Genomic DNA, 23,176 nt, shown 5'->3' on the forward strand with positions numbered 1-23,176 from the left:
TCAGGTCTCCATGGCAAAACAAAATTTTAAAATCACCAACTGGCCCTCTTATAACAAGGCCCTCAAGCAGCGCGCTTCTCTAACCGTATGGCTAGATGAATCAGTCATTGCTGCATGGACGGAAAAAAACACTACTGAACGGCGTGGACGACCGCTCCACTACTCAGATATGGCCATCACCACAGTCCTGATGATGAAACGCGTGTTTGGCCTTTCATTGAGGGCTTTACAGGGCTTTGGTGACTCGATTTTTAAACTGATTAAATTGTCGCTCCATTGTCCAGACTATTCACTGCTCAGCAAGCGAGCAAAGACAGTGAACATCAGCATAAAAACGCCAACCCGTGGTGAAATCTCACATCTGGTCATTGATGGAACCGGCCTGAAGGTCTTTGGCGAAGGCGAATGGAAAGTCCGGCAGCATGGTGCCGACAGACGCAGGGTATGGCGTAAGCTGCACCTGGCAGTAGACAGTGTGACGCATGAGATTATCTGTGCGGATTTGTCGCTCAGTGGTACGACTGATGCCCAAGCTCTACCGGCGCTGATAAACCAGACCCACCGGAAAATCAGAGAGGCATCGGCTGACGGCGCTTACGATACAGTTTACTGCTATGATGCTCTGCTGAGGAAGAAAATAAGGCCGCTTATCCCGCCACGAAGGGGGTCGCAATATTGGCAAGATCGCTACCACGAGCGTAACCACGCTGTCGCAAATCAGCGCATTAGCGGTAGTAACGATATCTGGAAAAAGAAAGTGGGCTATCACCGGCGCTCAGTGGCTGAAACGGCCATGTTCCGGTTCAAAAGGCTTCTGGGTGGTCATCTAAGTCTGAGAGACTACGATGGTCAGGTGGGTGAAGCCATGGCCATGGTCAAAGCGCTTAACCTGATCACGCTATTAGGAATGCCGAACAGTATTCGCATCACGTAACAATCGACCCGTATGGGGCGCAGTCGTTACAAGTTCTGATTTATTCAACAAAGCCGCAAAAAAGCATAGCTGGCTGTTATCAAAATAATGTCGGTTGGCTATAACTAATGTGCGATAGCCAAAATCCTGTAGTGTCTGAACGAGCAGATGGACATCGCGCCGCAGTTTTCGGATATACTCGCCATCGACACCGTCCTTGCCATCGATATTAATAATCTGATGTTGTCTATTTCGGTAACAAACCAGCCAACGCCCTTCTCTCGGTATCGTGAGAGTGATGGCAGAATCAGTATCGAAGAGATCTCGCTGACGTTGATTGAAGGAGCAGTCCTCCAACTTTTCGAATACTTCCCATGCTTGATCGGTTTCGAGCATTTTGGCGTGACGGGCCACTCCGCGTTCTGTCCAGAGCATCAGATGCCGGACGTTGCGAACGATTTTCACAAAGGGACAATTAGTCACCTTGTGCTTAAACTCACGTAATTTCTCGCCCTCGAGCTTGAAGTATAACCAAGCGACATTATTTTGATAACAATTAGCTGTATTTTTTTGCCACATATCAGGGCATTGGCTGTAATCATTTTTAAGTCGGTTGGCTATAGTGCTTACCTTCAACAAAGCGATCTATGTTGCGACCGTAGTTTTTCTTTACGTTTTCGCAATCGGTTCCATATAGGTTAGCGAGTATAGCAAAGCGACTTAATTTTGATTAGATTATTTAAATGAGCTATTCAATTGATTTTAGACGTAAAGTGATATCTACACGGGAAGAAGAAGGGTTGAGTATCCGAGAAACAGCGAAGCAATTTCGGATTGGCCCTGTCTCTGTATTGCGTTGGATTAATCAAATAGCGTCAAAAGCATCGACCACGCGTCAGCGAAAGAGCGATAAATCCGAGTTGATAAAAGATGTTGAACCATATCCAGATGCTTACCAAAAAGAACGTGCAGAGCGTTTTGGCGTTTGTCAGAAGGCCATTTGGCAAGCTCTTAAAAAGCTGGGATTGACCTATAAAAAAAACTCTACGTCATCCGAAAGCCGACGAAAGCGCCCGGCAAGCATTTCAACAAAAAATACAACAGTATGAAAAAGAAGGTAAACCTATTGTTTTTATTGATGAAAGTGGTTTTCCACACGATACCCCACGGACTCACGGCTATTCCCCAAAAGGTCAACGGTGTTTTGGGCTGAAGAACGGGGGAGCCAAGGGAAGAACAAATGTTATCGGCGCTTTATTAGGCACAACGCTGTTTGCTATCGGATTATTTGATATCAATATTAACAGCGATGTTTTCTATTCCTGGGTCACACAAGTCCTTATCCCAGTACTCCCTAAAAACAGGGTAATCGTGATGGACAATGCAACTTTTCACAAAAAACATAATATTCAACAAGTCATCATCGATGCAGGGTATATGGTGGAGTATTTGCCTACATATTCGCCAGATCTTAACCCCATTGAGCATAAATGGGCACAAGTAAAAAGCAAAAAAAGAGAGAGTGGTTGTGATACAGAGATTTTGTTCTCAGTCCATATGATGTAATCAAAATTAAGTCGTTTGGCTATACTGTGGACTGGAAGAAAACAACAGTGATGCAGCTCTGTTTCTGGAAAAAATGAACGATCCCCTTACGGAAGCAGCCCTGCTAATCGGGATAGATGATCCCTATATTCACGCCCTAGCGGCGGATTTGGGTAAACCCTGTATCCTGATTAACAGCTATGACAGAAAGATGCGTTTATCCAGCGTCTCACCGGATCAGCGCTTGATTGGCCAAGTGGCGATGCAGTATTTGATTGAGCAGGGGTACCATAACATTCTCAATCTTGTCTGCTTGCGGCGCTATACCATGGAGTGGCGTTTACAAGGGATCCGTGAAGCGCTTAACGCCCATAATCTTCCTTTTGACGAGCCACGCCATCTGCTGCTGGCAAACGGTTTTAGCGCTGCAGAAAGTGAACGCTGACGGAGTTTCTCGCACAATGCCCGAACGATCAGCGACCAACCGCTATAGCCAATCGACTTAAAAATGATTACAGCCAATGCCCTGATATGTGGCAAAAAAATACAGCTAATTGTTATCAAAATAATGTCGCTTGGCTATATTTTAGCCGGCGGCGATTTTATGGCGTTAGGAGCAATGAATGCGCTGCAACATGCGGGGATGCGCGTACCGCAGGATATTTCCATCATGAGCATCGATGGTTTTAACCTGTTGGCGTTGCATGATATTCCGCTGACCTCGCTGCATGTGCCGCGTGATGAATTGGGCGAGGAGGCGATCAGGTTATTGCAGCAGCGTCTGGCATCACCACTGCGCCCTGCCAGCAACATTTTGCTGCATGGTACGATGGCGCTTAATGCCTCCGTCAAACGACTGCACGCCAGCTGAACGCCAACGCGCGGTGATGAAGAGAAACTCTACGATTAAGATGACTCACGCCGCAGGGCAAAAGACGCGCAATGTTGCGTGAGTAACCGTCTGTTCAGCTTAGAACCACTGGCCGAAACGTCGGATATAGATGCGTTTCATCACCTGAGTGAGCAGGCAGTAGCTCAGTAAGGTGCCGACCAACCAGGGGAAATATTCCCATGGAAGCGGCGTTAAACCGATATACGCCCCCAGTGGTGAGAACGGAATATAGATCCCGATCGCCATGATCAATGCGGTGGTCAGCATCACCGGTAGCGCTGCGGTGCTTTGAATAAAGGGAATTTTCTGCGTGCGCAACATATGCACTACCAGCGTTTGCGACAACAGCCCTTCAACAAACCAGCCTGACTGAAATAATGCCTGATGCTCGGCGCTGTTGGCGGCGAACACATACCACATCACGGCAAAGGTCGTAATGTCGAACAACGAAGAGGTCGGTCCAATCCATAGCATAAAGCGACCAATGTTCTTTGCATCCCATTTGCGCGGGCGCTGTAAGAACGACTTATCCATTTTGTCCCACGGCAGGCTGAGCTGGGAGATGTCGTACATCATGTTTTGCAGCAGCAGATGAATGGCCAGCATCGGTAAAAAGGGAATAAAGGCGCTGGCAACCAACACGGAAAACACGTTACCGAAGTTAGAACTGGCGGTCATGTTCAGGTATTTGATGATATTGCCGAATGTCTCACGTCCGGTGATCACCCCTTGTTCCAGTACCATCAGGTCTTTTTCCAGCAGAATGATTTCTGCTGACTCTTTGGCGATATCCGTTGCGGTATCCACCGAAATACCGACATCAGCATCACGCAGTGCCGGAGCATCGTTGATACCATCCCCCAAAAAGCCGACGGTATGACCGTTGCGTTGCAACATTTTTAGTACGCGCGATTTTTGCATCGGCGTCAGCTTGACAAACAGTGTACGTTGCTCAACTTCGCGCGCTAGCGTGGCATCATCCATTTTATCGATATCCGCACCAAGCAGTGGCTGGTCTGCATCAAGCCCAACATCTTTGCACACTTTGCTGGATACCACCGGGTTGTCGCCCGTGAGCACTTTGACCTGCACACCGTTTTCTCGCAGTGCGGTGATCGCGCAAGCGGATGAGGGTTTCGGAGGATCGAGGAAGGTCAATAGGCCATGGATTACCATGTCCCGCTCATCGGCTTCGCTAAGTGGGAAGTGGTAATCGCTGGCACCAAATTCACGCGTTCCTATCATCAATACACGGAAACCCTGCTGGTTATAACGCTCTGCCAGTGCAAGCAGCGCGCTACGACGGGCATCGTCCAGTGGATGCTTTTCACCGTTATCGTCGATATGAGTCGCAATGGCGAGCATCTCTTCTAGCGCGCCCTTACAGATCAACTGGTACTGCTGGTTTCCGCTGTTGAGTAAAATGGACAGGCGGCGGCGAATAAAATCAAAGGGCAGCTCATCGATTTTGTCATGTTGGGTCAGCGCCGCAATGTCCGGCTTTTCCTTGCCGAAGCGGATGATGGCCTTGTCCATCAGATTTTTCATCCCGCTTTGATGAAAGCTGTTCAACCAGGCCAGTCTCAGCACCTGCTCGCTCTCTCTACCGTTGACGCACAGATGGTGCTCGAGAATGATGCGATCCTGCGTCAATGTCCCGGTTTTGTCGGTGCAGAGCACATCCATGGCACCAAAGTTTTGGATGGCGTTGAGATGCTTGACGACTACTTTGCTGCGCGACATTCTGATTGCCCCTTTCGCCAGGTTGGCTGTGACAATCATTGGCAACATTTCTGGCGTCAGACCAACCGCGACGGCCAACGCAAAAAGCGCTGCTTCGGCCCAGTCACCTTTAGTAAAACCGTTAATCAGCAATACCACGGGCACCATCACCAACATAAAGCGGATCAACAAGCGGCTCACGCTGTTGACACCGCGATCGAACGCCGTTTGCGCCCGAGTGCCTATGATGGATTTAGCCAACGAACCAAAGTAGGTGTGATTGCCGGTAGCCACTACAACGGCTTTGGCGATTCCGCTGGAGACATTGGTGCCCATCAGGCAGATATTGCCCATTTCCAGCAGAGATCCCCCCTTCTGATCGACAGGCGTCTGACAGGATTTCTCTGCCACATGGGCTGAGGTGTCATATTTCTCTACGGGAAGGGATTCACCGGTGAGGACTGCCTGGCTGATAAACAGATCGCGTGATTCAACCAGTTTTACATCTGCGGGCACCATGTCACCTGCCGAAAGTAAAATGATATCGCCAGGTACTAACGCTTGCAGAGGGATCTCACGGCATCCCGCGCGAGCATTGGGATGGGCGCGGCGCAGTACGGTGGCGGTGGTGCGCACCAGCGATTTCAACGCTTCTGCTGCCTGATTAGTACGGAACTCTTGCCAGAAACGCAGCAGACCGCTCAGCGTTACCATGACCAGAATGATGATGGTACCCGTTAAATCGCTCTCTTCTCCGCGCTGCAAGGGCAGCCAATAATCGGTAAACGTACCGATGGCGGCCAATGCCAGTAAAATAAAAATAAAGGGGTTATTAAAGGCACTGATGAGCTGTGTTAACGCGGGAGGCGCTTTCTCTTGCGCTACCTGGTTGGGACCATTTTCAAGTAAGCGCTCCTTTGCCTCAGCCTCAACCAAACCGTCCAGGTTGCTAGAAAGCGAGGTCAAGGTGCTATCAAGGCTTTTTGTCGCTTCATCTGCAATAAGGTAGCTTTTTTTTACCGACTGCTGACGGCGAACGGGCAAGTTTTCTAACATCTGAGTCATAACCGTTACTCATTTTTAGGCACATCGCTTTCAGGACGTCTTTTTAAAGACGTGGAGAAGCCGTCCTTCAAGGGCATGATGTGCAAACGGACTAATTGTTATGCGTGGCAGAGAGGATGGAGAAGCAAACGAGTTAGCGTGTCATCCTTTGCAACGCGTTGTAGATTGCTGACTGGGGTGATCGTCCATTTCGGCTCCTTAACCGCTGAGAAGCGATAACGTGAACGTAGTGATGCCGGAACGCCAAGAGCGCCAGAATATCCAGAAAAACCGGGCGTGTATTCAGTATGATCGCTTTGCTTTAAGGTGGTGGTGCGCTGCTATAAAGCCTTCAGCGCTGCCTGAAAGCAAGTAATTACTGGATATAAAGGCGCTGATGGCCGGGAGGGAAGAGTGCGTAAGTGTAGAGATGCATCCTGATGCTTCCTGTTTATACGGCTTTCCGTATCTGCCGTCATGGATAAACGTTTAACAGAGGGATGCAATCGTGATCGAAATGCTGATTGCGCCGCCTGCCGTTACCGGCAAGCTACGCACATTAGGGTGTGTCAGTTTGCCGGAGAGATAATGCTGTTGTTTTTACGATCAGTGCTTACACGATCGATGCCCTCATGATCAATGTTTTCACAACGTATATCGCTTTGACTGTCCAAAAATTTCTCTCCGTAGTTATACTGCGCGCACTATAACTGCTGAATTCTAAACGTATCTGCAACGTGTGAGTGATTCATATCCGTTTCATGAGGAACGCGATGTTCTCAGCCTTTTGCCCGCGTCAGTACGATAGAACACGCATAGCGATCGGCAGGGTGCACCGAAATCGTGGTTTCAAACGTATTGCCATCGCGATCCTGATAGCAGCGTACAATCTTCAGTGTGGGCGATCCTAGCTCAACGCCCAGCACCTTGGCAATTTTCGCTGACACGGTGACCGCAGAGATGGTCTGCCGCACCTCCTCACTTTGAATGCCGTAGTGGGTTTCGATCAGATCGCTGCGCACCAATTGGCGCACTTTGGTGAAGGTGGCGCTGGCGTAGCTGTCTGTCAAGCAGATGGGGGCGTCTTTGTTTTCGCTGTCTTCCCGAATGCTGGCAACGTGTAGCCAACGAGATCCCGGCTCACAGCCGATAGTCTGTGCTAGGTCATAGTCAGCAACCACTTCATCAATCCTTTTCACTACGCGCGGATTGTTTTTCGCTAGAAAAAACAGATCTTCCAGACAAGCCAGCGGGTGGTTTAGCCCTTCATGCTGCGCTTTGTCAGCCACTTGTGTGCCTGACCCCTTGCGTCGCGTATCAATCCCTGTTCGGTCAGGTCGCGAAGCGCCTCTCGCATGGTGTGTCCGCTGACCTGATAGTGTTCGCACAGCGCCATTTCCGTCGGTAACAGGGAGCCCACCGGGTACTGTCCGGAAAGGATTTGCTGTGCAAGTTCACGCACAATGCGCCGATACAACGATTCTTTCATAAGCAACGGTTTTTTTCCCGCATAGCTGATCAATATCACAAAGCTGCGCTAAAACGCTTTCGCTTTAATATCCGTACATTCTATCTTGTCCGTACATTTAAATTTGTTCGTACATTTAACTGCGCTTGTACGTGAACAATAGTACAGATATAATCAAGCGACTTAATTTTGATTACACCATATGGACTGAGAACAAAATCTCTGTATCGCAACCACTCTCTCTTTTTTTGCTTGTGCCCATTTATGCTCAATGGGGTTAAGATCTGGCGAATATGTAGGCAAATACTCCACCATATATACCCAATAAACCTCAAGATGCAGGTTTGAGCACCTGAAAACAATCGTGAATTCTGGACGTCAGCGAGTCCGCTATTTCTGGTAGCGTATTGGTGAAAAAATTGAATATTGCATCCCGAAAATCGCGGGTGTTTTCAAAATAGCGATTATTCCGTGTATGCTCATTCATCACTTTCCACAGGCGTTCTATCGCGTTCAGATTCGGACTGTAAGGCGGTAAATAGTGAAGCTCTATGTTCACGACAAAGGCCCAATCCTTAATCAATTGGGTTCGGTGATAACCCGCACCGTCCAGTATTACATGGATTCTCTGTCGGTAATCAGGGTAACGTTTGCGTATCTCAATGAAAAAACGAGCAATGTTGTAGTCATTAATTGTTTTGTAATCCTGAATAACCGTACCGCCGATATCGCTCAGATTCAGCGCACCCAGTATATTCAGACGGGTTCGACTTCCCCTTGTTTTAACTGACTTTTTATGCCCTTTTCGTATCCATCCATAACTGAGCTTTGTGGCTTGTGTCGGATGAACCGCATCGATAAACAGAATCGGCTTATTGCCGGCTGTTTTCTTTAAATTCTCATAATATTCAATGAAATGCTTCTGATTTTTTTCACTGAATTCATGGGGGACGCCCGCCGGTTTTTTGTAGGAGAAACCATGACGGTGCAACCACTTGTTCATGCCGGGAATACTGAATCGGATAGCCCAGCGATGTTCGACATAAGCCACGATGTCGTGGGTATGATGGAAGAGATGTTGAGATAACTAGCTGATTAAGAGCGCAGTCTTTTCAGCACAAAGCCGACTTGCAGACCCACCGTTTTCAGGTTTAAGTTTGCGAGTGTTGACGTAATCGTTGATATGTTGGTTTACCGTCGTTTCGTGCAGACGCAGAGCTTGCGCAATCATCGCAGAGCTCCAGCCTTCGGAGGCCAGCAGGACGGCTTTGATGCGATCACAAACACGCTTATCACGACTGGTGTCATGAAGGTGTTCGAGTTCGGCTTTTTGGTTGTCGGTAATAAATATCTTCATAGTGGGTGAGCATGATCTTCTTACCGCGTAAAATCAAGCATCTTCAATGATCACGGGTATATAACAACAAAGGAGTCGTTATGCTGCCCAATATGAAAGCGATAGGCATCAAATGCCGGCAAAAACGTAAAGCACTCGGCTGGACGCAAAGCAACATGGCTAAACGTGCTGGTATACATCGAACAGTGATATCTGAAATAGAGAACGGCAATTACACCGGCTCACTAAAGTTGTTTACCGCATACCACTGCATTAGGCCTTGAATTGACGGTGCAGTCGGCTTTGTTGAATAATAGTGAGTCATGCTGTTTTGCCAGCCAGTTTTGGTAGAAAATGCTTGTCACCTCAGGTTTACAGTTTTCTTATGAGGCCTAACTGCATGATTTTGCGTTGCGAGGATCTGTCGTTTCACCGAGGGTGCAGCATAAAATATGTTTATTCAACAAAGCCGGTGCAGTCCACCCATCTGCCGCAATTCGATGATTTGGAGACACTGTTTAATGACGATTGACCTCAATATACTATCGCAACCTATAAAGCACATTAGCGTGAATACGCCGATGGGATATTCAGGGAGACTCTCGTTTGACAAAGGTAGCTATCATTTTAGTTATGATAATGATAACAGCCCAACTATCTCGGTCACCATGTCCACCGCACAAAAAATGATTTATAACTCTGGAAGATTATTTCCCATTTTTGAAATGAATATTCCAGAAGGATTTATACGGCATCATATATCAGAAAAACTAGGCTGTGTCCCTTAATTGCTTGAGCTATAGTATCCATCTGTTTCTACGACACTTTTGATTATGGCTCGCTACGATCTTTCTGATGAAGCATGGGTAATCATTGAGCCCTTGTTGCCAACCGTTTTGACATCTCCGCGGGCCGGCCGGCCGTGGGCAGAACATAGAAAAATCTTCAACGGCATGTTCTGGATACTGTGTTCAGGCGCACCATGGCGTGATTTACCTGAACGTTATGGCCCATGGAAAACCGTTTATAACCGTTTCAATAGATGGTTAAAGTCTGGAATTATTAACATTATTTTCAATAAGTTACTTTCATTTCTTGATACTCATGGAGTTGTTGACTGGTCAGCCACTGCGCTGGATGGCAGTAATATCCGTGCGCTCAAATGTGCGGCTGGTGCTCAAAAAAACATCTCGATATTACCAACGATAATAGCTTGGGTCGCTCACGAGGTGGTTATGGCACCAAAATCCACATGGCAGCTGACGGAAGTGGCATCCCGCTAAACATCGAACTGAGTGCTGGGCAGGGTCACGAAAGCCTGTTTGCGTTACGACTCCTGGACGGAATTGGCGTGCAACACCAGAACGGCAGCATGAAGCGTCATGGCCATGCAGTACTGGCTGACAAAGCCTACTCTGAGAATGCACTACGTAACGAATTGAAAAAAAGAGGGATAAAAACGGTTATTCCCCCGAAAATCAAATGAAAAACTGGCTTCAGATGGACGCTCGCAACTTGATCGTGATGCTTATCGCCATCGCAACGTTGTGGAAAGGTGTTTTGGCAGTTTAAAGGAATATCGACGGATCGCCACACGTTATGAAAAAATGGCAAGAAAGTATCTAGCAATGGTGAAACTGGGCTGCATCCGCTTGTTTTACCGCCGGTTACGCAATTAAGGGACACAGCCTACAACGCTATGCCGGTACCGTGACCGACATGCTGTTTCTTGCACTACAACAAGATATAGCCAACCGACTTAAAAATGATTACAGCCAATGCCCTGATATGTGGCAAAAAATACAGCTAATTGTTATCAAAATAATGTCGCTTGGCTATACTGGAATAGGCGCATTATCTTATGATAGTGGCATCAATTTTCCTAAACCCTCCTCAGAAAATCTTGGCAATTTATTAAAGTGGGATTTAAAAGAAAGTGCATTTAGCTACCTGCTCAATAAATACCTCCTGCAAACATCTGTTTCAGGCGTTCAACCTAAGGTAATGTTTAGCGCAGAAAGCAAAGGGGCGGTGCTCTATCCCAACCTGATAGCGAAAACGGGAGACTAGGAATTTCCCCGGCTAGCAGAAAATGAGTTTATCTGCATGTCGCTGGCAAAACTGTGTGGCCTCACCGTTCCAAACTTTTATCTATCAGAGAATAAAGAGCTTTTTATTATGGAGCGGTTTGACATTCAAGATCAACAACGCATTGCCATGGGCTTTGTTGAATAAATAGAACTTTTGGGTAATCATCGGAGCAGATCAACACAGCTGTTTCAAAATCAGGTCTCCATGGCAAAACAAAATTTTAAAATCACCAACTGGCCCTCTTATAACAAGGCCCTCAAGCAGCGCGGTTCTCTAACCGTATGGCTAGATGAATCAGCCATTGCTGCATGGACGGAAAAAAACACTACTGAACGGCGTGGACGACCGCTCCACTACTCAGATATGGCCATCACCACAGTCCTGATGATGAAACGCGTGTTTGGCCTTTCATTGAGGGCTTTACAGGGTTTTGGTGACTCGATTTTTAAACTGATTAAATTGTCGCTCCATTGTCCAGACTATTCGCTGCTCAGCAAGCGAGCAAAGACAGTGAACATCAGCATAAAAACGCCAACCCGTGGTGAAATCTCACATCTGGTCATTGATAGAACCGGCCTGAAGGTCTTTGGCGAAGGCGAATGGAAAGTCCGGCAGCATGGTGCCGACAGACGCAGGGTATGGCGTAAGCTGCACCTGGCAGTAGACAGTGTGACGCATGAGATTATCTGTGCGGATTTGTCGCTCAGTGGTACGACTGATGCCCAAGCTCTACCGGCGCTGATAAACCAGACCCACCGGAAAATCAGAGAGGCATCGGCTGACGGCGCTTAGGATACAGTTTACTGCTATGATGCTCTGCTGAGGAAGAAAATAAGGCCGCTTATCCCGCCACGAAGGGGGGCGCAATATTGGCAAGATCGCTACCACGAGCGTAACCACGCTGTTGCAAATCAGCGCATTAGCGGTAGTAACGATATCTGGAAAAAGAAAGTGGGCTATCACCGGCGCTCAGTGGCTGAAACGGCCATGTTCCGGTTCAAAAGGCTTCTGGGTGGTCATCTAAGTCTGAGAGACTACGATGGTCAGGTGGGTGAAGCCATGGCCATGGTCAAAGCGCTTAACCTGATCACGCTATTAGGAATGCCGAACAGTATTCGCATCACGTAACAATCGACCCGTATGGGGTGCAGTCGTTACAAGTTTTGATTTATTCAACAAAGCCGGTGATTTATTCCACACCTATCCAGAGCTCAAGGTATCCATCAGTGAGTCATTATCAAAAAGTAATTCAACAAATAATGTTTTTGTAAAAATCGATAAAAAAAGAACTAAAAAGAGAAAATCAGATCAATTTTTGTAAGAGACCGTTTTTATTATGCGATACAGCATGGATACCAATAACCCACCATGGTATGAATCCATACCATGGTGGGCCAATTACTGAAAAAATCAATAATTACACGTTTTCTGGTTTGCTCAGCAGGGCTTTAATGCTGGCTTTAAACGCATCGCCAAATTCAGGATTACGCAGGCCATAAGCGACAAATGCCTGCATGTAACCCAGCTTGCGCCCACAGTTAAAGCTGCGGCCTGCGATCTGCACCGCATCTACCTGATGGTTTTGCTCAATCAGTTCGGCAATGGCATCGGTCAGTTGGATACGCCCCCAAGCACCGGCAGGCGTTTTTTCCAGAATAGACCAAGCATCAGCAGAGAGTACATAACGCCCGACCGCCGACAAATCTGACCCTTCTTCCGGTGGCACTTCCGGTTTCTCAATCATGGAAGTGATAACCGCGGCGTCACCTGCGTGGTTCAATGGCTTAGCGCATTCCACCACTGAGTACTCCGGTAGCACTTCATAAGGGCGGTGTTTCACCAGCACCTGGCTGTGGCCCGTTGCTTCAAAACGTGCGATCAGCTGTGCCAGATTCTCTTTACTCTGATCGGCACTGACTTCATCCATCACCACATCCGGCAACACCACTACAAACGGATTGTTGCCCACGATAGGTCGCGCGCAGCTGACGGCGTGGCCCAACCCCAGTGTTTCACCCTGGCGCACGTTCATAATCGTCACGCCCTTAGGACAGATGGCTTGTACATCTGCCAGCAGTTGGCGTTTTTGCCGCTCTTCCAGCAAAGATTCCAGCTCGAAAGAGGTATCGAAGTGGTTTTCAATGGCGTTTTTTGAGGCGTGTGTAACCAGCACAATCTCTTTGATACCGGCATTGACGCACTCGTTAACGATTTTCTCGATTACCGGACGATCCACCAACGGCAGCATCTCTTTTGGGATCGCTTTTGTTACCGGCAGCAGGTTCATACCCAGACCGGCGACGGGGATAATCGCTTTCAATGTTGTTGCCATGCATTAACTCTCTTGTTATCCGTTGTCATTCTTCTGCCATCATAACGTACCTGTGAGAATAAGGTTACACCCAATTACTGGCTTTGTTGAATAAATAGAACTTTTGGGTAATCATCGGAGCAGATCAACACAGTTGTTTCAAAATCAGGTCTCCATGGCAAAACAAAATTTTAAAATCACCAACTGGCCCTCTTATAACAAGGCCCTCAAGCAGCGCGGTTCTCTAACCGTATGGCTAGATGAATCAGCCATTGCTGCATGGACGGAAAAAAACACTACTGAACGGCGTGGACGACCGCTCCACTACTCAGATATGGCCATCATCACAGTCCTGATGATGAAACGCGTGTTTGGCCTTTCATTGAGGGCTTTACAGGGCTTTGGTGACTCGATTTTTAAACTGATTAAATTGTCGCTCCATTGTCCAGACTATTCGCTGCTCAGCAAGCGAGCAAAGACAGTGAACATCAGCATAAAAACGCCAACCTCTGGTGAAATCTCACATCTGGTCATTGATGGAACCGGCCTGAAGGTCTTTGGCGAAGGAGAATGGAAAGTCCGGCAGCATGGTGCCGACAGACGCAGGGTATGGCGTAAGTTGCACCTGGCAGTAGACAGTGTGACGCATGAGATTATCTGTGCGGATTTGTCGCTCAGTGGTACGACTGATGCCCAAGCTCTACCGGCGCTGATAAACCAGACCCACCGGAAAATCAGAGAGGCATCGGCTGACGGCGCTTACGATACAGTTTACTGCTATGATGCTCTGCTGAGGAAGAAAATAAGGCCGCTTATCCCGCCACGAAGGGGGGCGCAATATTGGCAAGATCGCTACCACGAGCGTAACCACGCTGTCGCAAATCAGCGCATTAGCGGTAGTAACGATATCTGGAAAAAGAAAGTGGGCTATCACCGGCGCTCAGTGGCTGAAACGGCCATGTTCCGGTTCAAAAGGCTTCTGGGTGGTCATCTAAGTCTGAGAGACTACGATGGTCAGGTGGGTGAAGCCATGGCCATGGTCAAAGCGCTTAACCTGATCACGCTATTAGGAATGCCGAACAGTATTCGCATCACGTAACAATCGACCCGTATGGGGCGCAGTCGTTACAAGTTCTGATTTATTCAACAAAGCCCCAATTACTCACAACGCTACATGAAATGCGTAACTATTCTTATAGTTCAAACAATTCCGCATCGATATTGTATGATCTCAACCAGCTACTTCAAGTATCCATAGCAAAGGTTAAAACAATGAAAGGCATCGTATTGGCAGGCGGTTCTGGCACCAGACTTTACCCCATCACCCGTGGCATATCGAAGCAACTACTGCCCATCTATGACAAACCCATGGTGTATTACCCACTCTCAGTACTGATGTTGGCAAGCATTCAGGATATCTTGATTATCAGTACCCCCGAAGACCTTCCCTCATTCCAACGCCTGTTAGGTGATGGCAGCCACTTTGGTATCAACCTCAGCTATGCGGAGCAGCCGAGCCCTGACGGGCTGGCTCAAGCGTTCATCATCGGTGAAGAGTTTATTAACGGTAAGCGCTGTGCGTTGATTTTGGGTGACAATATCTATTTTGGCCAGAGCTTCGGTAAAAAGCTGGAAAGTGCGGTAGCGCAAGAACAAGGCGCAACGGTATTTGGTTATCAGGTGACCGACCCAGAGCGCTTTGGCGTAGTGGAATTTGATGCAGATTTCAAAGCCCTCTCGATTGAAGAGAAACCCCTTAAGCCCAAATCTAGCTGGGCGGTGACAGGGCTCTATTTTTATGACAATAACGTATTCGAAATGGCTAAGCAGGTTAAACCTTCCGCACGCGGTGAATTAGAAATCACCACGCTGAACCAGATGTATCTGGAGCAAGGCACGCTCAACGTGGAACTGCTTGGCCGGGGTTTTGCCTGGCTGGATACCGGCACTCATGATAGCCTGATTGAAGCCTCTCAGTTTATTCACACCATCGAAAAGCGTCAGGGGATGAAGGTTGCTTGCCTGGAAGAAATTGCCTTCCGCAAAGGTTGGATCTCACGTGAGCAGGTGGCTCAAGAAGCCCAATTGCTAAGTAAAACCCAATATGGGCAATATCTGGCGCGAGTGATTGAAGAATCCCAGCAGTAACTGACATGCGTCATCCTCGGCTTATACCGAGGATCTCGAACAGGATAAACTAACTTTCAACCTATTACTTATTAAAAACACTATGCAAGTTATCGATACCCCTATTTATGGTGCAAAAGTTATTCAGCCTAAAGTCTTTGGTGACGCACGAGGATTCTTTTTAGAAACGTTTGAGAAAAATCGTTACCAGCAAATGTTGAACATCGATCTGGATTTTGTGCAGGATAACCACTCACGTTCAACGAAAGGTGTGCTGCGTGGGCTGCATTTCCAGAAAACACGCCCACAGGGAAAACTGGTGCGTGTAGTGCGTGGTGAAGTTTATGATGTAGTAGTCGACATTCGCCGAGATTCCCCTAGCTATGGCAAATGGTTTGGCGTGTTACTCACCGAGGAAAACAAAACGCAGTTTTGGCTACCACCAAGGTTGGCACATGGCTTTGCTGTGCTCTCCGACATCGCAGACTTTGAATACAAATGCACAGAATATTACCAACCTTCCGATGAAGGTTGCCTATTGTGGAACGATCCTGACATAGGGATTGAATGGCCGCTGGAATCGCCGTTGCTTTCAGAAAAGGATAAGCTAGGTAAACGCTTCAGGGAGCTGGATTAATGAGAGTGTTATTGACCGGCGCAAACGGCCAGCTTGGGCGCTGTTTTCAAGACAGATTACCCGCAGACTGGCAAATTCTTGCCACTGACTCTGCCGAATTGGATATCACCGTTCTGGCTCAAGTTACTGCAACCGTGAGTGCTTTTAAACCGGATGCCATTGTCAATGCCGCAGCCTATACGGCAGTGGATAAAGCAGAAAGTGAAGTGGAATTGGCGGAACGCATTAATGCCGCTGGCCCTGCTAATCTTGCAGACGTGGTTGCGCAGCACGGCATTCGTTTGGTGCACGTTTCAACCGATTACGTTTTCGATGGCAACGCCAGCACGCCCTACACCGAAGCGAGCCCGACCAATCCGCTCAGCGTTTATGGCATCACCAAACTGGCGGGTGAACGCGCTGTTAGTGCGGCTGCACCCGATGCTATTATCGTGCGCACCGCTTGGGTGTTTAGTGAATACGGCAATAACTTCGTGAAAACCATGCTGCGTTTAGGCAAAGATCGGGATGCGTTAAGCATTGTTGACGAGCAGCGTGGCTGCCCCACCTATGCGGGGGATTTGGCACAGGCGATTATTGCACTGCTACAACAAAATGCTGCTGGTGGCATCTACCATTACTCGGGTGATAAAGAAGTGAGCTGGTTTGAATTCGCTCAGGCGATATTTGCTGTGGCGGTGCAGAAAGCGGTTTTGAGTAAAGCGCCGACGCTCACACCGATTACTACAGCGCAATATCCCACTCCTGCGCACCGGCCTACCTATTCAACGCTTGCCGGTAACAAAATCAAAGCGTTAGGCATTACATTATCTGACTGGCAAAGTGCGTTAAGAAAAACCCTGTAATTTACTGGCTAAGCGTATTTCTCATAATCAGCTATTCACACGCAGCACTTTCTGTCATTCCCGCAAAAGCGGGAATCTCCCACAGGGAAAATACCTTCCCTGTAAGGAACTCCCGCATAATTAACCGCCGACCATACTTTATTTTCATGCAACTCAGCAGGCAGCCTGACTACATCAGATTAGTTTTTCATCAATATCCCTAATCCCTTGTTCTATTTTCAACCAACGAGGGGCTTTTAGACCAGACGGGCTTTGTTGAATAAATAGAACTTTTGGGTAATCATCGGAGCAGATCAACACAGTTGTTTCAAAATCAGCTCTCCATGGCAAAACAAAATTTTAAAATCACCAGCTGGCCCTCTTATAACAAGGCCCTCAAGCAGCGTGGTTCTCTAACCGTATGGCTAGATGAATCAGCCATTGCTGCATGGACGGAAAAAAACACTACTGAACGGCGTGGACGACCGCTCCACTACTCAGATATGGCCATCACCACAGTCCTGATGATGAAACGCGTGTTTGGCCTTTCATTGAGGGCTTTACAGGGCTTTGGTGACTCGATTTTTAAACTGATTAAATTGTCGCTCCATTGTCCAGACTATTCGCTGCTCAGCAAGCGAGCAAAGACAGTGAACATCAGCATAAAAACGCCAACCCGTGGTGAAATCTCACATCTGGTCATTGATGGAACCGGCCTGAAGGTCTTTGGCGAAGGCGAATGGAAAGTCCGGCAGCATGGTGCCGACAGACGCAGGGTATGGCGTAAGCTGCACCTGGCAGTAGACAGTGTGACGCATGAGATTATCTGTGCGGATTTGTCGCTCAGTGGTACGACTGATGCCCAAGCTCTACCGGCGCTGATAAACCAGACCCACCGGAAAATCAGAGAGGCATCGGCTGACGGCGCTTAGGATACAGTTTACTGCTATGATGCTCTGCTGAGAAAGAAAATAAGGCCGCTTATCCCGCCACGAAGGGGGGCGCAATATTGGCAAGATCGCTACCACGAGCGTAACCACGCTGTTGCAAATCAGCGCATTAGCGGTAGTAACGATATCTGGAAAAAGAAAGTGGGCTATCACCGGCGCTCAGTGGCTGAAACGGCCATGTTCCGGTTCAAAAGGCTTCTGGGTGGTCATCTAAGTCTGAGAGACTACGATGGTCAGATGGGTGAAGCCATGGCCATGGTCAAAGCGCTTAACCTGATCACGCTATTAGGAATGCCGAACAGTATTCGCATCACGTAACAATCGACCCGTATGGGGCGCAGTCGTTACAAGTTCTGATTTATTCAACAAAGCCTCTATTTGATTAATCCAACGCGATACAGAGGCAGGGCCAATCCGAAATTGCTTCGCTGTTTCTCGGATACTCAACCCTTCTTCTTCCCGTGTAGATATCACTTTACGTCTAAAATCAATTGAATAGCTCATTTAAATAATGTAATAAAAATTAAGTCGTTTTGCTATATCTGCCGATGAGCCGTGAGGGAGCCAGTCTGTTCTTCCGGTTACTGAACCGTCGGTATGAAAAAGCGAGCATCGTGCTGACGTCAAATAAATGGTTCGCCGACTGGGGGCTTTGTTGAATAATAGTGAGTCATGCTGTTTTTCCAGGCAGTTTTGGTAGAAAATGCTTGTAACCTCAGATTTACAGTTTTCTTATGAGGCCTAACTGCATGATTTTGCGTTGCGAGGATCTGTCGTTTCACCGGGAGTGCAGCATAAAATATGTTTATTCAACAAAGCCCCGACTGGGGAGAGATGTTCGGCGATAACGTGCTGGCAACAGCAATCCTAGATAGGCTTCTACACCACTCAACCACACTGAACATCAAAGGAGAAAGCTACCGGTTATAGCCAAGCGACATTATTTTGATAACAATTAGCTGTATTTTTTTGCCACATATCAGGGCATTGGCTGTAATCATTTTTAAGTCGGTTGGCTATATGAAGAAAATGCATGATAAAAAGCCCTGTATTTTCCGTTTAAATTTTAGCCAAAATGCCGATTTAAGGCTAAAACAGATGATTAGGTTAAATTTCAATCTGTTTTTGGGTGTTTTATATGCAGTAAAATTGCACTACTGAACTCCTGTCGAATTACACAAAACATCAGCGATATTGACGATCAATAAACTGTTATCGATCGCCAAAATAGATCAATTACAGTGGGTTAATCACATTCACAATACTTAACGTGTAACATGATATTCCTTGATTAAATAGGGATATCAGAAGATGTTACAAGAGATGCGTTGCTGTGGTTGTCACCGATTGTTGGCAAAAGCAGACGCGATTTACATCCAGATTAAGTGTCCGCATTGTAAGGCATTTAATGAAATGAGGATGAGCAATCTCTCACCCTGAGTCTCCGAACGCCAAACGGAGACGGCTTTGTTGAATAAACATATTTTATGCTGCACTCCCGGTGAAACGACAGATCCTCGCAACGCAAAATCATGCAGTTAGGCCTCATAAGAAAACTGTAAATCTGAGGTTACAAGCATTTTCTACCAAAACTGCCTGGAAAAACAGCATGACTCACTATTATTCAACAAAGCCAACGGAGACCAATAATGAAGCACATCAATACGTCCCGTATCCTCTCGCCACCCAAACCCATTTTAGATAACGAGCAGATTGTTGGATACGGCTCACACGAATTGCGGGTAGAAACCATTGCCTGTTGGCTGGCCCGCGTCATTGTAACAAGTCGGCATTATAGCCGGCGGTTTGTTAATAATTCCTAGCTACATCTTGGGGTATTCTCCGGTAGGGCTTTGGTTGGCGTGATGCAGTGGGGATACGCCCTGAATCCTAAAAGTGGCGCAAAAGTGGTCTCTGGTACAGGGAATCGTGAGTATATGGAGCTTAACCGCTTATGGCTGCATGATGACATGCCTAAAAATTCAGAGTCACGAGCGATCAGCTACGCACTGAAAACTATCAGGTTACCTTATCCTCAGGTGCAATGGGTACAATCCTTTGCAGATGGGCGTTGTGGCGTGGTGTATCAGGCGAGTAATTTTGAATATATCGGCAGCCATTACTCGCGATTCTATAGCCAAACGACTTAAAAATGATTACAGCCAATGCCCTGATATGTGGCAAAAAAATATAGCTAATTGTTATCAAAATAATGTCGCTTGGCTATATGAGCTTGATGGTGAGTGGTATCACGAAATAGCCCGCAACGCGATCACGCGGGGCGGCAAGCGAGGAGAATACCTGAGGGGCCAATATAGAGCGTGCAACTGTTCATCGCTTCCAACAGTTCCGATATATCCGCTTTTTGGACAAACGCGCGAAGAAGCGTCTCAACACAAAATTATTTAAAGTGCAAACTTATCATAAGCCGGAAACGTTAAAACCAAGTTCATGATGTTTTAGGGACAATAAAAGCGTTACATCAGTACAGCAATTGGTATCAAATAATTTTCATTTGTGTGATTTTTGAGCGTATCAAATATTTTGCCTTTCGGTGTCAAATGATTTGCCGCGCTATAGGCTCTTGTCGTATTCATCACACACAGAAACTAGACAGCGCTTTGGAAAATCACCCCGTCCGCTTTCGCCGTATACTGATCCAGCCGATCGAAATTCAGGTAGCGATAAGTATCCTGCGCGGTTTTATCCACCTGAGCCATCGCAGCAAGATATTCATCAGGCGTCGGCAGTTTGCCCAACAATGACGCCACCGCCGCCAGTTCCGCAGACGCCAGATAGACATTAGCGCCAGTACCCAAGCGGTTCGGGAAGTTACGGGTAGAAGTCGATACCACCGTTGCACCATCAGCTACTCGCGCCTGATTGCCCATGCACAAGGAGCAGCCAGGGATCTCGACGCGCGCACCGCTCTTGCCAAACACGCTGTAATAGCCCTCTTCCGTCAGCTGCGCGGCGTCCATCTTGGTCGGTGGCGCAACCCACAAACGCGTCGGCAGTTTGCCTTTGTGCTGATCCAACAGCTTACCCGCAGCACGGAAGTGGCCGATATTGGTCATGCAGGAACCTATAAACACTTCGTCAATCTTCTCACCCTGCACATCAGACAGCCAGCGCGCATCGTCCGGATCGTTCGGCGCACACAAGATGGGCTCCTTGATGTCAGCCAGATCGATATCGATCACTGCTGCGTATTCCGCATCGGGATCGGCTTCCAGCAGCTGCGGATCGGCCAGCCATTTTTCCATGCCCTGCACGCGACGCTCCAGCGTACGACGATCGCCGTAGCCTTCAGCGATCATCCACTTGAGCAGCACGATGTTAGAGTTCAGGTACTCGATAATCGGGGCTTTATCCAGCTTGATGGTACACCCAGCGGCAGAACGCTCTGCTGAGGCATCGGTCAGTTCAAATGCCTGCTCCACTTTCAGATCGGGCAACCCTTCAATTTCCAGAATGCGGCCAGAGAAGATGTTCTTCTTGCCTTTCTTCTCAACCGTCAACAAGCCCTGTTTGATGGCATACAGCGGGATGGCATGCACCAGATCACGCAGGGTAATCCCCGTTTGCATCTTGCCTTTGAAGCGCACCAGCACCGACTCCGGCATGTCCAGCGGCATCACGCCCGTGGCGGCAGCAAACGCCACCAGTCCGGAGCCTGCCGGGAAGGAAATACCGATCGGGAAACGGGTATGGGAGTCACCGCCGGTGCCTACAGTATCCGGCAGCAGCATGCGGTTGAGCCAAGAGTGGATAACGCCATCGCCTGGACGTAGGGAAACACCGCCACGGTTCATGATAAAGTCCGGCAGCGTGTGATGCGTGGTGACGTCAACCGGCTTCGGATAGGCGGCCGTGTGACAGAATGACTGCATCACCATGTCAGCGGAAAAGCCAAGGCAGGCCAAATCTTTCAGTTCGTCACGGGTCATCGGACCGGTGGTGTCCTGAGAACCGACGGAGGTCATCTTGGGTTCGCAATACTGATCCGGACGAATCCCAGCAATGCCACAGGCGCGGCCCACCATCTTCTGCGCCAGCGAGAAGCCGCGCGTACTCTGCGCCACATCCTTCGCCTGACGGAAGACATCGCTCGCCGGAAGGCCCAGCGCTTCACGCGCTTTGGTAGTCAGACCGCGAGCAATGATCAGCGGAATACGACCGCCCGCACGCACTTCATCGAGCAGTACGTCGGTTTTCAGTGCAAACGTTGCCAGCACGGTATCGCTGTCGTGCAGGCGCACTTCACCTTTGTAGGGGTAAATGTCGATCACATCTCCCATGTTTAATTCGTTCACATCGACTTCGATCGGCAACGCGCCCGCATCTTCCATGGTGTTGAAGAAGATAGGTGCAATTTTGCCGCCCACCACCACACCACCACCGCGCTTGTTCGGCACGTGCGGGATATCTTCCCCCATAAACCACAGCACCGAGTTGGTGGCAGATTTACGCGAAGAACCGGTTCCCACCACGTCACCCACGTAGGCCAGCGGGTATCCTTTCTGGCTGAGCGCTTCGATCTGTTTGATCGGGCCAACGGCACCGGGTTGATCTGGCGTAATGCCATCGCGGGCGTTTTTCAACATCGCCAACGCATGCAGTGGGATATCAGGGCGAGACCAAGCATCGGGTGCCGGAGAAAGATCATCGGTATTGGTTTCACCGGTGACTTTGAAAACGGTGACAGTAATTTTCTCTGCCAGTTTAGGACGAGACAGGAACCATTCGGCATCAGCCCAGGATTGCACCACGCGTTTGGCGTGTACGTTACCGGCTTTTGCCTTCTCTTCCACATCGTAGAAGTTATCGAACATCAGCAGAGTATGCGACAGCGCATCGGCAGCGATGGGAGCCAATGCCTCATTGTCCAGTGCTTCAATCAGCGGATGAATGTTGTAACCGCCTTGCATGGTGCCAAGCAGTTCAACGGCTTTTTCCGGGCTGACCAACGGAGAATGGGCTTCCCCTTTCGCGACAGCCGCCAGAAAACCGGCTTTAACATAGGCGGCTTCATCAACGCCCGGCGGCACGCGGTTTACCAGCAGATCCAGCAACACCTCTTCTTCGCCAACAGGCGGTTTCTTCAGCGCATCCACCAGCGCTGCCATCTGTGAAGCGTCTAACGGCTTAGGTACGATGCCCTGTGCAGCCCGATCGGCCACGTGCTTGCGATATTCTTTTAGCACGATTATCTCCTCGCTCTCATTGTCTTCGTTATGTCCGGCGCTCTCGCTCCCGGTTGTGATGTCCATACCCGGTTACGCGTCAGGCGATGTGTCCTCCGCCTGTGAAAAT

18 protein-coding genes and 10 pseudogenes are annotated in these 23,176 nt (G+C 48.4%); 19 read left to right on the forward strand and 9 right to left on the reverse strand.

Going from position 1 to position 23,176, the window contains the following annotated elements:
* Positions 1-10: 10 nt before the first annotated feature.
* Positions 11-934 (forward strand): IS5 family transposase, encoded by a 924-nt coding sequence (locus tag ACD630_RS01785; RefSeq protein WP_430357934.1) that lies wholly within the window; start codon positions 11-13, stop codon positions 932-934.
* Here the strand turns inward: ACD630_RS01785 and ACD630_RS01790 are convergent.
* Positions 902-1,622, reverse strand: a pseudogene (locus ACD630_RS01790) (ORF6N domain-containing protein); the annotation flags it as partial. The gene ACD630_RS01785 and the pseudogene ACD630_RS01790 sit on opposite strands and share 33 nt — an antisense overlap.
* Positions 1,623-1,656: 34 nt before the next feature.
* On the opposite strand from ACD630_RS01790, the gene ACD630_RS01795 reads away from it, so the two are divergent.
* The 3 genes and pseudogenes from ACD630_RS01795 to ACD630_RS01805 form a co-directional block, all read left to right on the forward strand.
* Positions 1,657-2,022, forward strand: coding sequence for an IS630 transposase-related protein (locus tag ACD630_RS01795; protein WP_430357935.1), 366 nt, complete (start codon positions 1,657-1,659; stop codon positions 2,020-2,022).
* Complete coding sequence (locus tag ACD630_RS01800) at positions 1,946-2,479, forward strand: IS630 family transposase (RefSeq protein ID WP_430359846.1); 534 nt, start codon at positions 1,946-1,948, stop codon at positions 2,477-2,479. Before ACD630_RS01795 ends, ACD630_RS01800 begins: the two co-directional genes overlap by 77 nt.
* A 22-nt stretch (positions 2,480-2,501) precedes the next feature.
* Positions 2,502-3,329, forward strand: a pseudogene (locus ACD630_RS01805) (LacI family DNA-binding transcriptional regulator); the annotation flags it as partial.
* Positions 3,330-3,428: 99 nt separating this feature from the next.
* Here ACD630_RS01805 and mgtA read toward each other — a convergent pair.
* The 5 genes and pseudogenes from mgtA to ACD630_RS01830 all read right to left on the reverse strand — a co-directional run bounded on the left by mgtA (position 3,429) and on the right by ACD630_RS01830 (position 8,941).
* A complete protein-coding gene (gene mgtA, locus ACD630_RS01810; protein WP_430357936.1) occupies positions 3,429-6,137 on the reverse strand; it encodes a magnesium-translocating P-type ATPase in 2,709 nt (902 codons plus the stop codon).
* A gap of 758 nt (positions 6,138-6,895) precedes the next feature.
* Positions 6,896-7,405, reverse strand: coding sequence for a GntR family transcriptional regulator (locus tag ACD630_RS01815; protein ID WP_430357937.1), 510 nt, complete (start codon positions 7,403-7,405; stop codon positions 6,896-6,898).
* Positions 7,375-7,644 (reverse strand): GntR family transcriptional regulator, encoded by a 270-nt coding sequence (locus tag ACD630_RS01820; protein ID WP_430357938.1) that lies wholly within the window; start codon positions 7,642-7,644, stop codon positions 7,375-7,377. The genes ACD630_RS01815 and ACD630_RS01820 overlap by 31 nt, the downstream gene beginning before the upstream one ends.
* A gap of 123 nt (positions 7,645-7,767) precedes the next feature.
* A complete protein-coding gene (locus ACD630_RS01825) occupies positions 7,768-7,899 on the reverse strand; it encodes a transposase (RefSeq protein WP_430357939.1) in 132 nt (43 codons plus the stop codon).
* Between the two features lie 16 nt (positions 7,900-7,915).
* Positions 7,916-8,941: pseudogene (locus ACD630_RS01830) on the reverse strand (IS630 family transposase).
* A 155-nt stretch (positions 8,942-9,096) separates the two neighbouring features.
* Between ACD630_RS01830 and ACD630_RS01835 the strand changes: the two are divergent.
* The 6 genes and pseudogenes from ACD630_RS01835 (at position 9,097) to ACD630_RS01860 (ending at position 12,139) form a co-directional block, all read left to right on the forward strand.
* Positions 9,097-9,204, forward strand: coding sequence for a hypothetical protein (locus ACD630_RS01835; RefSeq protein ID WP_430359847.1), 108 nt, complete (start codon positions 9,097-9,099; stop codon positions 9,202-9,204).
* Between the two features lie 237 nt (positions 9,205-9,441).
* Positions 9,442-9,708 (forward strand): HipA N-terminal domain-containing protein, encoded by a 267-nt coding sequence (locus tag ACD630_RS01840; RefSeq protein WP_430357940.1) that lies wholly within the window; start codon positions 9,442-9,444, stop codon positions 9,706-9,708.
* A gap of 45 nt (positions 9,709-9,753) precedes the next feature.
* Positions 9,754-10,599, forward strand: a pseudogene (locus ACD630_RS01845) (IS5 family transposase).
* A 31-nt stretch (positions 10,600-10,630) separates the two neighbouring features.
* Positions 10,631-10,990, forward strand: a complete 360-nt coding sequence (locus tag ACD630_RS01850; protein WP_430357941.1) for a hypothetical protein — start codon at positions 10,631-10,633, stop codon at positions 10,988-10,990.
* Between the two features lie 15 nt (positions 10,991-11,005).
* A pseudogene (locus ACD630_RS01855) lies at positions 11,006-11,155 on the forward strand (HipA domain-containing protein); the annotation flags it as partial.
* Between the two features lie 60 nt (positions 11,156-11,215).
* Positions 11,216-12,139: pseudogene (locus ACD630_RS01860) on the forward strand (IS5 family transposase).
* A gap of 289 nt (positions 12,140-12,428) precedes the next feature.
* On the opposite strand, the gene ACD630_RS01865 reads toward ACD630_RS01860, so the two are convergent.
* Positions 12,429-13,343 (reverse strand): sugar phosphate nucleotidyltransferase, encoded by a 915-nt coding sequence (locus ACD630_RS01865; RefSeq protein ID WP_430357942.1) that lies wholly within the window; start codon positions 13,341-13,343, stop codon positions 12,429-12,431.
* 154 nt (positions 13,344-13,497) lie between these two features.
* Here ACD630_RS01865 and ACD630_RS01870 point away from each other — a divergent pair, with 154 nt between their 5' ends.
* The 5 genes and pseudogenes from ACD630_RS01870 to ACD630_RS01890 all read left to right on the forward strand — a co-directional run bounded on the left by ACD630_RS01870 (position 13,498) and on the right by ACD630_RS01890 (position 18,178).
* The gene (locus ACD630_RS01870) at positions 13,498-14,421 is read left to right on the forward strand and encodes an IS5 family transposase (protein ID WP_430357943.1); all 924 of its coding nucleotides are present in this window, start codon (positions 13,498-13,500) and stop codon (positions 14,419-14,421) included.
* A gap of 173 nt (positions 14,422-14,594) precedes the next feature.
* Positions 14,595-15,470: a glucose-1-phosphate thymidylyltransferase RfbA gene (rfbA, locus tag ACD630_RS01875; RefSeq protein ID WP_430359848.1), complete on the forward strand. Its 876-nt coding sequence runs from the start codon at positions 14,595-14,597 to the stop codon at positions 15,468-15,470.
* 82 nt (positions 15,471-15,552) lie between these two features.
* On the forward strand, positions 15,553-16,086 hold the full coding sequence (gene rfbC / locus ACD630_RS01880; protein WP_430357944.1) for a dTDP-4-dehydrorhamnose 3,5-epimerase: 534 nt from the start codon (positions 15,553-15,555) through the stop codon (positions 16,084-16,086).
* Positions 16,086-16,931: a dTDP-4-dehydrorhamnose reductase gene (rfbD, locus tag ACD630_RS01885; RefSeq protein WP_430357945.1), complete on the forward strand. Its 846-nt coding sequence runs from the start codon at positions 16,086-16,088 to the stop codon at positions 16,929-16,931. The genes rfbC and rfbD overlap by 1 nt, the downstream gene beginning before the upstream one ends.
* Before the next feature lie 323 nt (positions 16,932-17,254).
* Positions 17,255-18,178: pseudogene (locus ACD630_RS01890) on the forward strand (IS5 family transposase).
* Here the strand turns inward: ACD630_RS01890 and ACD630_RS01895 are convergent.
* Positions 18,146-18,364, reverse strand: coding sequence for an IS630 transposase-related protein (locus tag ACD630_RS01895; RefSeq protein ID WP_430357946.1), 219 nt, complete (start codon positions 18,362-18,364; stop codon positions 18,146-18,148). The pseudogene ACD630_RS01890 and the gene ACD630_RS01895 sit on opposite strands and share 33 nt — an antisense overlap.
* Positions 18,365-18,399: 35 nt before the next feature.
* Between ACD630_RS01895 and ACD630_RS01900 the strand changes: the two are divergent.
* From ACD630_RS01900 to ACD630_RS01915, 4 genes and pseudogenes are all read left to right on the forward strand, one after another.
* Positions 18,400-18,510: pseudogene (locus tag ACD630_RS01900) on the forward strand (ATP-binding protein); the annotation flags it as partial.
* A gap of 172 nt (positions 18,511-18,682) precedes the next feature.
* Positions 18,683-18,790, forward strand: a pseudogene (locus ACD630_RS01905) (ATP-binding protein); the annotation flags it as partial.
* Between the two features lie 393 nt (positions 18,791-19,183).
* The gene (locus ACD630_RS01910; RefSeq protein WP_430357947.1) at positions 19,184-19,300 is read left to right on the forward strand and encodes a Com family DNA-binding transcriptional regulator; all 117 of its coding nucleotides are present in this window, start codon (positions 19,184-19,186) and stop codon (positions 19,298-19,300) included.
* 209 nt (positions 19,301-19,509) lie between these two features.
* Positions 19,510-20,315, forward strand: a pseudogene (locus ACD630_RS01915) (protein mom).
* Between the two features lie 154 nt (positions 20,316-20,469).
* Here the strand turns inward: ACD630_RS01915 and acnB are convergent.
* A complete protein-coding gene (gene acnB, locus ACD630_RS01920; protein ID WP_430357948.1) occupies positions 20,470-23,067 on the reverse strand; it encodes a bifunctional aconitate hydratase 2/2-methylisocitrate dehydratase in 2,598 nt (865 codons plus the stop codon).
* Positions 23,068-23,176 lie beyond the last annotated feature (109 nt).

Source organism: Symbiopectobacterium sp. RP, from assembly GCF_050472005.1.
Lineage (GTDB): Bacteria > Pseudomonadota > Gammaproteobacteria > Enterobacterales > Enterobacteriaceae > Symbiopectobacterium.